At 34.0% G+C, this 12,131-nt stretch carries 10 protein-coding genes; 4 read left to right on the top strand and 6 right to left on the bottom strand.

Features of this window, described 5'->3' with window-relative positions:
- A partial coding sequence (locus Megvenef_RS03590; protein WP_322776628.1) for a hypothetical protein occupies nucleotides 1-333 on the top strand: 333 nt, incomplete at its 5' end.
- Between the two features lie 36 nt (nucleotides 334-369).
- Complete coding sequence (locus tag Megvenef_RS03585; RefSeq protein WP_322776627.1) at nucleotides 370-639, top strand: hypothetical protein; 270 nt, start codon at nucleotides 370-372, stop codon at nucleotides 637-639.
- A gap of 19 nt (nucleotides 640-658) precedes the next feature.
- Here Megvenef_RS03585 and Megvenef_RS03580 read toward each other — a convergent pair whose 3' ends face one another.
- The gene (locus tag Megvenef_RS03580) at nucleotides 659-1,414 is read right to left on the bottom strand and encodes an NAD kinase (protein ID WP_322776626.1); all 756 of its coding nucleotides are present in this window, start codon (nucleotides 1,412-1,414) and stop codon (nucleotides 659-661) included.
- On the opposite strand from Megvenef_RS03580, the gene Megvenef_RS03575 reads away from it, so the two are divergent.
- The gene (locus Megvenef_RS03575) at nucleotides 1,401-2,483 is read left to right on the top strand and encodes a methyltransferase (RefSeq protein WP_322776625.1); all 1,083 of its coding nucleotides are present in this window, start codon (nucleotides 1,401-1,403) and stop codon (nucleotides 2,481-2,483) included. The genes Megvenef_RS03580 and Megvenef_RS03575 overlap by 14 nt on opposite strands.
- Nucleotides 2,484-2,546: 63 nt before the next feature.
- Here the strand turns inward: Megvenef_RS03575 and Megvenef_RS03570 are convergent, their stop codons facing one another.
- From Megvenef_RS03570 to Megvenef_RS03550, 5 genes are all read right to left on the bottom strand, one after another.
- Nucleotides 2,547-6,023, bottom strand: coding sequence for an acyl-[ACP]--phospholipid O-acyltransferase (locus tag Megvenef_RS03570; RefSeq protein ID WP_322776624.1), 3,477 nt, complete (start codon nucleotides 6,021-6,023; stop codon nucleotides 2,547-2,549).
- A 132-nt stretch (nucleotides 6,024-6,155) separates the two neighbouring features.
- Nucleotides 6,156-6,920 carry an alpha/beta fold hydrolase gene (locus Megvenef_RS03565; protein ID WP_322776623.1) on the bottom strand — a complete coding sequence of 255 codons (765 nt, stop codon included), beginning with the start codon at nucleotides 6,918-6,920 and terminating at the stop codon, nucleotides 6,156-6,158.
- Between the two features lie 94 nt (nucleotides 6,921-7,014).
- Entirely contained in the window at nucleotides 7,015-8,541 is a 1,527-nt protein-coding gene (locus Megvenef_RS03560) for a hypothetical protein (protein WP_322776622.1), read from the bottom strand.
- A 23-nt stretch (nucleotides 8,542-8,564) separates the two neighbouring features.
- Entirely contained in the window at nucleotides 8,565-8,981 is a 417-nt protein-coding gene (locus tag Megvenef_RS03555; RefSeq protein ID WP_322776621.1) for a DUF2497 domain-containing protein, read from the bottom strand.
- Nucleotides 8,982-8,983: 2 nt separating this feature from the next.
- A complete protein-coding gene (locus tag Megvenef_RS03550; RefSeq protein WP_322776620.1) occupies nucleotides 8,984-10,345 on the bottom strand; it encodes a TolC family protein in 1,362 nt (453 codons plus the stop codon).
- A 316-nt stretch (nucleotides 10,346-10,661) separates the two neighbouring features.
- On the opposite strand from Megvenef_RS03550, the gene Megvenef_RS03545 reads away from it, so the two are divergent.
- Nucleotides 10,662-12,017 carry a hypothetical protein gene (locus Megvenef_RS03545; RefSeq protein ID WP_322776619.1) on the top strand — a complete coding sequence of 452 codons (1,356 nt, stop codon included), beginning with the start codon at nucleotides 10,662-10,664 and terminating at the stop codon, nucleotides 12,015-12,017.
- Nucleotides 12,018-12,131 lie beyond the last annotated feature (114 nt).

The following is a 12,131-nucleotide window of genomic DNA, read 5'->3' as shown; positions in this document are numbered from 1 at the left end:
GAAAAAATGGTGACTCTAAGGTTCGATTTTTATACACAAAACCCTGATATAATAAGGCTGATACTTTTTCAAAAACTTGAAGCTAATAGTAAAAAACTTGAAGGGGTTCCAGACAATAAGTATAATGATATCTCAGTCCAAGTTAAGCAATTACAAGATAATGGTGAGATAAGAAAAGATATTGATGCCGATTTTGCTAGTTATTTAATTTTTACAAATGCGGTTAATTTATTGATTGATCAATATAAAGGAGTAAATAAATCTTCAACAAAGGATAAAGAGCAATATTTAAAAACTATTATTAATTTTCTTTACAATGCACTCAAGGCATAAGATATTGCAAGTAGAGTTTAAAAGGGGGGTGAAGGAATGAAGAATCAACAAAGTTATGTGCAAGATAAAATAACAGGCCAACTATATCTTTGCATGAAGCGTGGTACAGAGTCGTTATTTTCACCAGGTATTTATTACAAATCTCTTAGCGAGGGTGAGGTTCCTGAAGGAGCATCGGTAATTCAGAAACATTTAAGGATTTGGTCTTTTATAACGCCAGAGACTGATGCACTAGTTAATAACGATTCGAGCTACTATACTGAAGATTCTGTATCTTCTGAGAGCTATTGTTTGGGTGAGTTATAAGTATTTTAATACTCTTTGTTTAAAAGCTAAACTGTTCCTTAATTACTCTGTCTTCAAAAGTATGGCGCTGATCAAATAAAAGTTTTATAACTTTTGTATCGGTTGATTTTATGGTAACGGAGGCAATATCCTTAAACTCAAAGAAATCAGCAACAGCATTAACGGGTCTTTTTTTACTATCGATAATTTCGAATTTTATTTCTACATCGACTGGAAGTAGGGCGCCACCCCATCTGCGAGGTCTAAAAGGACAAATAGGAGTTAAGCATAATACTTTTGATGTTAAAGGCACAATTGGCCCGCCAGCAGATAAATTATAGGCACTACTGCCTACGGGAGTTGAAACAAGAGCTCCGTCAGCTGACATCGTCATACGTTCTATGCCATCTACTATTATTTTAAATTTTGCAGCTTGGTTTGTCTTTCTAAAAATTGAGACTTCATTGATTGCCAAAGCAGACTCTGTTTTACCATCATTGTTTATAGTGTTCATTTGTAATGGGTAGAGTTTGGCAATTTTTGAACGCTGAAGATTTTCTAAAAAATTTTCAATGTGAAATTTATTCATCATAAAGCCAACACTTCCTGCATTTATACCATAGAATGGTATATCTAGATGCATGTAATTGTGCAGGGCGTGGAGCATACTGCCATCGCCTCCAATAACAATTATTAAGTCGGCTTGCTCTGGGGCAGCTTTATCGAAAAGTTTTTTAAGTAAATTCTCAATTGCTTCAGCCGGAGCTGAATTGCTTGATATAATGGCTACATGCACTATGGCTTTGCCAATATTACTTTCTACAAATATAGCATTTGCTGATAATATCGAAGTAACAGGACTTAAGCAAAGAGCTGAAATATTAAACATTACTTATGCTCATATTTCGGCTAGGGCTTTACATCTCGCAGCATATTATAAGATTTTTGATCTGATAGATGAAAAAGGAACTTATGCTCAAGAACTAGCAGAAAAATTAAAATTCCATGATACAAACTTAGAAGGATTATTAATGGTGCTTGCTAACCATGGAATACTAGAAAAATCCAGTGACGGCAAATATTCATTAAATGAAAAATCTAAAATGTTAGTCAGCACTGCAATTGGCAGCTTACAGCCAGCCGTTGCAAAGGAATATGATAATAGAAGATGGTCAAGCATTGGTAGGCTTGATATTGCTGTAGTTGACGGTCGCAACCCATTTGAAGCCTTATATAACGAGACTTTTTATGATTATTTAGATAATAACAAAGCAGCAGCCGATTTGTTCAATAAGGGCATGACAAATTTTTCTGGTAAAGAAAATAAAGAAATTCCCTCACTGTATGATTTTGGGAAATTCAAAACTATATGTGATGTTGGTGGCAGTGATGGGTCTTTGATAAGTGAAATCCTTACAAAATATCAAACTGTTAATGGTTCTGTACTTGATTTAAAAAGTGCTATTAGAGAATCTAGTATTTTAAAAAACAATAAGTTTGGCAATAGGCTTTCTGGGATTGAGGGTGACTTTTTCAAGTCTATTCCATCTTCTGATGCCATAATTCTGAAACGAGTTATTCATAACTGGAGTAACGAGGATTGCATAAAAATACTAAAGAATTGTGTGTCAGCAATTAACGATACCAACCTAGGGAGAATTTTTATCATCGAAAAAGTTATGCCAACCATTCCTGATGGCTCACTACTTATCGATACTAGCTTAGGGGGAATCGCACTTGGAGGTTCTCATGAAAGGACAATTTCTGAATTCAATAAACTAGCTCAATCTGCAGGGCTTGAACTTGAGAAGAACCTTGACACTAAAACTGGAATTTCAGTACTGGTGTTCAAGATTAAGAATTAATTGTATATTTAATACCAAAGGTACTGTCTCAAGCGAGAAAGACAGTACCTAATTATTATTTAATCATGTTGCTGTTAGCTTATTAACGTGCTCTTGTGCCATCTCTACCATTTTGCGGTAATTTAACTTGCCTGTAGCAAGAACAGGTATTTCACTGACATTTATAATTATTTTAGGAATATATAGTTCCGACAATTGTTGCTCTTGACAAATTTTTGCTATTTTCTCTCTAGGAATATTTTCTCCAGTGGTAAACACAATTATTTGTTCGCCTTTTTTATCATCTTCAATATTAACAGCCGCATGGATTGCTTCTGAATCCAAGAGATTCATCAGCTCTTCTATCGCAGCTAAAGGCACCATTTCTCCAGCAATCTTTGCAAAACGTTTTTCACGACCTAAAATTGTTATATAACCTTCATCATCTATCAAAACAATGTCACCCGTGTCATACCAATCTTTACCTAACTTTTCAACCATAGGCGGCACAATTACTCCAGGATTATCTGGCAAGATATATCCTTGCATAACATTAGGCCCACGTATACACAGTTTGCCCCCTTCTTTTATTCCTTCAACAGGTTTTAAATGATATTCAATTTTAGGCAATAACCTGCCTACCGTTCCTGATTTATCATGCATTGGCGTATTAATGGCAATAACTGGAGCAGCTTCTGTTACTCCATAACCTTCAAAAATTCTAATGCCAAATTTATCAAACCAAGTTTGTCTAGTTTTAGCTTTTAGTTTTTCAGCTCCTGCAACCACATACCTTAGCGAATAAAAGTCGTATGGATGTGCGTATGAAGCGTATCCGCTTAAGAACGTATCAGTTCCAAACATGATAGTAGCACCAATATCATAAATTATTTCAGGAATGACCCGATAATGAAGCGGCGAAGGATAGAAAAATGTCCTTATACCATTTAAACACATTATTAAAGTTACTGTTAAACCAAAACTATGAAATATTGGTAATGCATTAAAGGCACTATCGTATGGATTAAAATCTATCTTAGCAATGGCCTGACATCTGTTAGCCTGAAGGTTTCGGTGTGACAAAGCAACTGCCTTAGGCTTCCCTTCAGTGCCGGATGTAAATAAAATTACCGCCGTATCTAAATCGTTTTGATTAGGGCATATTTTACTATAATAAATTTCTGGAAATATGGTTGCTAGAAAACATTTTAGCTTAAGTTTAATAGATATAAATTTACGCAAGTCTTCTAGATATATTATTGTAATACCAGCAGAGGAAACCGCCTCAACAAGGGGTTTAAGCTCAGCTTTTTTTATAAATTTCCGAGATGTATAAATTGTCCTTATCCCAGCAGTTTGACAAGCTGATATAACATTACTTGACCCCGAAGTAAAATTTATCATTGCAGCTATTCTGCCCGCGGCTTGAACTCCAAAAAAAGCAATTACGCTCCCTACCATATTTGGTAGCATTAGGCCTATTTTTTCAGCAGCTCGAGATTTTTTTGATATTAGTTCAGCCAAAATAAAAGATTTTAGTAACACATCTCTATAGGAGGCAGAATTATTATCAATATCCTGCATTATAATAGCTTTCTTACCATAAATTTTACTGGCACTTATTAGCGATTCAAATATCGTTTCCTGATAGTTAGAGCTTTCAAAAATCATTTCGCTCATAATATCATATAAAGATTGCCCAATAAATTTACGTCTCTCTCTTTTATCCAAATGCTGTGGCGGAGTAATTTTAACAGGTGGAAGAATAGTGATAGTTAGCTTTCGCCTAAAAGTAAATTTTCCACGCATCAATTTTCTTACTTTAGAAAATATCGTGAATTGAGTTCCATCTATTCTTATTGGAAGTATTGTGGCATTAGCCTTATCTGCTATCATTCCTGGGCCATCATAAATTTTCATCAATGAGCCAGTACCACTAGTTCTTCCTTCAGGAAATATAACTATTTTTTTATCCTTCCTGACCTCTTCGATTAAGCTTTTGATAGCCATCGGGTTATTGGATTCGATTGGATATGTTTTAATAATTTTTAAAAACGGCTTGACCCACCACTCTCTTGTAATGGTTAAATTGATAGCAAACTGCAAAGTTTCTGGGATATAACTAGCTATTAAAGGCGGATCGATATATGACAAGTGATTTGCAACTATTACCGTTCTCTTCCCAGCTTTTTCATAATTTTCTATACCTTTCACTTCAACTTTATAAAAAATAACAAAAAAGAGTCTGAATATTGCTCTCCACAATTTCATCGGTATTATTCTAGAGTTTGGAATTAATTGGTATATATGGATTGCAATCACCATATTTAATACACTTACCACTAAAATTACCGAAGGAATTGAGAATTCCATATAAAATAGTAATGAAAGTATAACTGTAGAACCAGCCATAAAAAACGAATTAATTAAGTTGTTAGCCGCTATAACCCTGCTTCGATAAGCTGGAGATGTAAAATACTGCATAACTGCAAATAACGGCACAACGTATAAACCTCCAACTGCTGCAAGGCAGAATAAGTCAAATAATATTCGCCAATAATGTGATTTTGATAAAAATTGCGAAATACTCTTCAATTGCTCTGGAGCATAATTTATAGATGCTATATGGCTTGCAAAATACAGATCTATTCCAAAAAAACTAATGCCCAGCGCTGCAATAAATACATACTTTGTAGTAATTTTATTGTTAAAAATATAACTACACCCAAAAGACCCAACACCAACGCCTATAGAAAATACCGCTAAAAACAAATTGGCTACATTCTCATCAGCCCCTAGTGTATCACGTGTTAGAGAGGGGATTTGAGCCATTATCGCAGCACCGATAAACCAAAACCACGAGATACCAAGTATTGCTAAATATACTTTGTTTTTGGACGATGCATATTTTACCATCTGAATAGATTCTTTGATAATATTTGGATTAATCTTAATTTCTTTGTTTGAATTATTAGATTTAGGCATAAAAAAACTTGAACCCAAGCCAATAAAAGCAATAACAACTGTAAAACCAATTACTACTAATCCATTAATGTTATAAAAACCTCCCATCATGGTACCCATTAAAATAGAGAGGAACGTACCGGCTTCAACAAAGCCATTCGCTCCTAACAGCTCTTCTTTTTTCATGTGATCTGGCAGGACGCTATATTTAATTGGTCCAAAAAAAGTAGAATGGGTCCCCATAAACCCTATACACATAAAAAGTACAACTAGATTTGTAGTATAGAACCCATAGATAGCAGCTAAGATTATACCAATCTCAACAAATTTTATTATTTTTACTATAGTGGTGCGTTCATACCGATCGGCAATTTGCCCGGCAATACTAGCAAATAATACAAAAGGCAGTATAAAAATAACATTGGCAAGCATGATAAGAACGTATGCCGGCGTTGCTAAATCATTTGCAAGCTTAAATGTAATGAGGATAATTAATGCATTTTTGAGAATACTGTCGTTAAGGCAGCCACAGAACTGTACTAAAAAAATAGGTAAAAATCTTCTATCTTTAAAGAGATAAAATTGATTTGAATCCATCACTTCTCCAATAAAATATTGACGGATATTATGAAATTCTAGTCATTATGTCAATTAATCTCTGAATATTGTATATTATAAACGTTCATAAACTAGAAAACATACCTCATTTGTAAAAAATAACTGCAAAATCTATTTTTTAAGCCTTATAAAACGTTCCATCATAGAATTTACTTGCTCTGGCACTTCAAGTGTTGCCCAGCATTTAGATCCCACGACCTTACCAATTTCAAATTGAGGAGCTTCTAGCCTCAATTTATCATAACTGCAATGATGTTCATCTGTCAAAATACATAAGGTGGAATAAGTAATGTTTTTTAATTTATTAGATAAGTTAAGGTCCCACCTTATTAGCTCTTTAAAAATATTCTGTAATGATCCTTTATCAACATTTTTAAAAGCATTAATCGCAATTTCCTTATTATAAAAATCTGTATCTATAAATAAATCATCAACTAGCGATATAACAAATTTATCATAATCAGCTTGGTCTAACTGATTAATAAAATTATTTATTTCTACAATGAATGATTTGTCTATAAATATAGGTGGATCAATTAGAATAATATTTTTAATTGGCAACCTATGGTTAAGCGCTACATCAACGATAATATTAGCACCATTATTCAATCCAATAAAATATATATTTTCAAGGGATAAACCTTCACAAATTTCCTTAATGATTAGTGATAACTTATCCATTGCATAACTTGCTATCGCCTTACTCCTACCGTGTCCCGGCAAATCTAGCAAGATGACGTTACCATATTTTTTTAATAACCTGATTTGATGGGTAAAAAACTGGTGAGTTCCACCAGCGTTATGAATTAAAACAAAGTTTAATTTCCCGTTACCTTCGAGTTTTTCAACAAAAATTTCAATACCATCAATGTTCATAGTATCTAGTTTTTATTTGGTTATTAGGTTAATTTTAGAACATTAGAACAAATAATTATTCAAGTTTTATTGTTTATTAGGAATAGCTATAATCTTATTTTTCTTCATACAGATTATTGTTGGTATCAAACAGCTCATCATAATTTTCAACAAACCTTTCTATTTCAAGGCGCCTAGGCTCCCTTTTTAGTTTATTATAATTTTCCCAAAACTTATCTATATATGATCTAAAATCCATTTGTTCCAATTTTGCTTCATCGACAAGTACACCAAGAACAATATCATCATTTGGCAGTATTAATACTTGAGCTTCATTATTAACGAACTTCAATTGCTTTGTATCGAACTCTTCTAGATCAGAAGCTTTCAAATCAACCTGCTTAGATTTATTTTCTAATGATAGCTCGCTTTCTGAAATTTTTGGTACTACAGCAGGCTTACTAGTCTTTGCTTCAAATTCTTTTTTATATTTAGATATAGCAGCTTCATCTTCATTAGGCTGATTTGCAGCATTAGCATACTCTGGTACAGTTATATTAGGAGAATTAGCAGATGCACCATTTGGTTTATCCGTAGGTAATACTAATTTAACTGTAGACTCATCATTTTTTACAACCAATTCTTCTTCTGTTTTTGGTTCTGCCGGTTCTTTAATGGCAGGATCTTTTACCACCTCTTTCGTCTTATCTTCATAAGCTTCTGGTAATTGAGGAACACTCACCTCTTCTGTTTTTGGCTCTGACGGTTCTTTAACGCCATCCTCTTTTACCACCTCTTTTGTCTTATCTTCATAAGCTTCTGGTAATTGAGGAACACTCACCTCTTCTGTTTTTGGCTCTGACGCTTCTTTAACGCCATCCTCTTTTACCGCCTCTTTTGTCTTATCTTCATAAGCTTCTGGTAATTGAGGAACACTCATCTCTTCTGTTTTTGGCTCTGACGGTTCTTTAACTCCATCCTCTTTTACCGCCTCTTTTGCTTTATCTTCATAAGCTTCTGGTAATCGAGGAACACTCATCTCTTCTGTTTTTGGCTCTGACGGTTCTTTGACATCTTTAGTTTTTTCTTCAGCCTGATCAAGAATTTTTGAGGCCGCAGTATTATCAGCTGCATTATTTTTACGAGTGATTTCGTCTAGGTTAGTTACATCTTGGATTGGTTCGTTTGCGTTACTATCCTTAATTACATCATCACCAAAGCCAACTGGTAATTTTAGTTGATCCGGAACGTCAACCTCACTCTCAGGTTCTGGTAGCTTGACATTCATCGGCCCTTCATCAGTGCTTCCTGGCGGAATATCAGAACTATTATCATTCACTTTATTGTCAATAACTGTCTGCCTATCATTTATCGATTTTGATTGAGCAGCTTGTCCAGTATCTTCTGTTTTTTCAACAGCTGCTGGAGCGTCAGGCTGTTTCTCTACTATCTTCTTTTCTTCTCCAAAACCAAAATATTCTTTAAATTTTTGCCATAATGATTTACTGCTATCCGAACCAGCTTCTTCTACCTGAATCTCAGAAGCTGTTGGAAGCGCTGGTAAGCCACTTTCATTATCTGCATAAGAAGGCGCAGAGTTCAAAAGTAGTATAGAGACGAAAATTAAAAGATTTTTCTCCATTTTTCCTCAATTATTACAATACATTACTTTTTGGGAATAATCTTCTTGATCTCATTCGAAACAATATTCTCAACAATTTTAGGCAGATTATTATCTAGCCAATCCTTAATTAAAGGACGCACTAAGTCGTTTACTAGTATATCTAAAGATTGACTACGTTCTAAATACTCTCCGCTTTTTAAAGCGTCATTAAGTTTATTAATCTCAGTTTTGGTAGAATGTTTAGTATTCTCAGAAACTAAACATTCTTCTGTATTTTCTTCCAAAACACTTGTCAACTCAAGAATATTATCCTGTTCATCTCCTAACAAAGCCTTATTGTCTTTCTTAATTTCGGAACTGAAAATATTGTTATTATTATCAATAATCCCTCGAATTGATTTTAGTATATCTTCTAATTTGACTTCACTTTCCTCGGTGTCGTCATTTTTTTTAGCCACCTTTAGAAACCTACAATTTTCATTTTTACCTTTTTAAACTCTGCCTCTGGCTCAAAATAATCAACTTTAAGCTTCATACTCTTAGCCGTCAAATCTCCTGTTAAAGATTTAATTCGGTAAGCAGCTAACACCAAGCCCTTACGAGCTTCAACTCTTGATTCTCTAGCTTTATTCAATCTTTCTTCCGTTCTGAGGACATCAACGATTGTTTTAGATCCAAGCATCTCTTCTTGAATCATTCCCTCATATGCAATCTCAGCTGCATTAACAGCTTGGGTTGTAGCGTCTATTCTCATTTTTGCGGCTTCAAGTTCTGACCAACTAGCTTTACAACTCGACTGCACTTGTTTTATAACACTATCTAAACTAATTGCCGCCTTACGAGTTTGATATTTCGCTCTTCTAATATCAGAATATTCCATTCCTCCTTTTCCAAGGATTGGAACGTTTACAGATAATGTAGAAGTAATACTTCTATTATTAACATTACCGTTGTTAGTTTGTTCTGGGTTATAGTCAGTAGTTCCACCTTGAACCCTAAAGCTAACCTTTGGCAACAACTCTCCTTTAGCAGCATTTTCTCCAGCTTTTGACGAAGAGGTTCTATGTCTTGCACTATCAATAGACGGATGTATTTCAGTTGCAGTTTTTATTAATGCGGCAAGAGAAGGCGGTAAACCAGAAGGAACTTCTGGCATTTTCACATCAATTGGATCTATACCAAAAAATCTATAAAAGTTAGCCTTTGAAGCCTCGAAATTAGCGTATGCAACAGCCTGATTAGCTTCTGACGTAGCTAGCCCCTCTCTTGCGCTGGCAACTTCTGTCTCAGTAGACTCTCCAAGCTTAAATTTTTCTGTCATTGCTTCAAGCTGCGTTTTATTTGATCTTACACTAACCTTAGAAATTGAATATTTATCAGCAGCTTCAACGCAATCTAAATAGACATTTATCTCTTTTAAAAAAGCATCCTGTTCTTTTGCGTAATAGTCGCCCCTTGACGATCTAAACGCAAACTGAGCGGCCTTCAAAGTATTTACTGAACTCCACCCATCAAATAATGGCTGCTCTAGGGTAATAGATCTATTATACCTCAGACTATCAGATGTAGTAGCATCGATAACTGCAGGGATTTTACTTCTTCTTTTTATTTTTGAATCAGTTGAATCTATATTTGCAAAAACTCTTGGCATAAAACCAGCTAAAGCCCTCGGAAATTGCTCTATTTCATTTAAGAAATCAGTTCTAATAGTTTGCAACTCTTCATTTTGATTATATCCGCTCGTAAGAGCTTGTTCCAATGTCACTGCAGAGGCACTAGTAGAAAGCATGGCTATCAGTGATAATACAAGTATTTTGCGCATACAAAGCCTAATCCTAAAATAATCTTTACTTTGAAAGTAATTCTAGGCCAACAAAGCAAATTAGTATACGATAACCTTAGATTTAGGTAAGAAACACATCATATTTAGGTGTATTTTTGCTGCACATTAATCATATTTATCAATACCTGCTTAGCTATTTTTCTACAAACAACCTAACTTTTGCTACCAATGTTCCGCAAATTTAACATACAGTACCCCTACTTAGAAAAATCTTTTTAAATAGCCTATTTATAATGAAAGTATATTTTTTTTGAGATAAGATTCTTTTTATATCCATTTTTTGTAGTTTATTAGCATGATCCCAACTATTGAACAATTTAATCAACTCACTCAAAACGAGAAAATTAAATTAATACAACAATATGCCCCTCACCTTCTTAATTCATTAAAAAAGAGTTTATCTAGCCTTAGCTCTCAAGAGTTAGGCAACTTATTTGAATTTGCCAACTTCGAAGCAGCTGCAAAAGAAATTGCAGCAAGCTTTACCATAGATTTAACAAATTTTTTAACAAATTTTTCATATATAATTGAACCTGTTATAACAGAGTTAAAATTATCCGATAAGGAAAAGAGCTTGCTTGACAATATACTCAAAAAAACTCTTGTTTTTGCAATAAACAAAGCATCTTCTAATCTATACACTGATTTAAAAAAAGGAGAAGGTTTACTATATAGCGCAATATTATCAGAAAAAACTATAACTATTTTAGAAGGAATTTTAGATTTCAAAAAAGCGATTGATAAGAATTTTCCTGGGTTATCTGACTTGATTATTTCAAAAACATCTCCAGCTATCTTGGGTCTAGTTTCGATTTATTCTCCTCCACTGGGTTTAGCTTTAAAAACTACTGGTGTCTTAAGCAAAGTTAGTGACTTTTTGAAAACAGAAAATCTGAGTCAAACAGTAAACAACATGTACCATAGTTTGGATAAAATTCAACAAGATAAAACACTCTCTCAGGTACATGAAACTGGTTCCAAATTCACGGAAATCGCAAAACAAATATCATCATCTACTTTATCTGAGGAACTAGTTTCAATTAGACACCGCATAGAAAAATTTAATTTAACTCTCGAAGCGGCTTCTGAGACAGCTCAGGAAATATCCAAGAATGCATCATCAAAAAAATTGCTCACGATAGTAGCCGACTACGCTGAAAATCATATTCCATCATCCGAAAGGGAGATTAATGAAAAACTTGAGATAGTAAAAAAGTCAACATTAGACAAACTAGAGAAAAATGGAGTTCCAAAAGAATTAATTGCCGAGGCGACCCTAATCCTAGATAAAAATATTGAGTTGGCTAAGTCAGAAATGATAAAATGCCTTAATAAGGAGAGTAAGATTATCGACAAGGTTGGCTATATTCTTATCGCGGCCGATATATTAAGTAAATCTGAGAATCAGTTGAAGGAAATTGGAGAAAAAAACCCCTCTCATTCTAAAGCTTTTAAAGAATGCACACAAAACCTAAAGGCCGAAGTTAACAATAGGATTCGTGGAGATGTAAGCAAAATTGCTAAAGAAATGACAGCAGATTCACCAGCTAAAGATTTTGCAAAAAAAACTCTTGGTGTTAACCTTGCCAATGAAATTTTGATTAAACGTGCAATAGCGCCAGAAAAAAACCTTGGAAGATCGCCATTATAACCTGATTTAGTATACAACTCTGGTTTTAAAATTAACTAGTCTCTCCGTCAAAACTCTAAATTTTTGATATAATTTCAAGAATTTCAAAAATAAATCACCGCACATTCATTTTTT

The sequence above is a fragment of the Candidatus Megaera venefica genome (genome assembly GCF_034554655.1).
Classification (GTDB): domain Bacteria; phylum Pseudomonadota; class Alphaproteobacteria; order Rickettsiales; family Rickettsiaceae; genus Megaera_A; species Megaera_A venefica.
The sequence above is the reverse complement of the archived record's forward strand: the minus strand, read 5'-3'. Positions and strand labels throughout refer to the sequence as shown.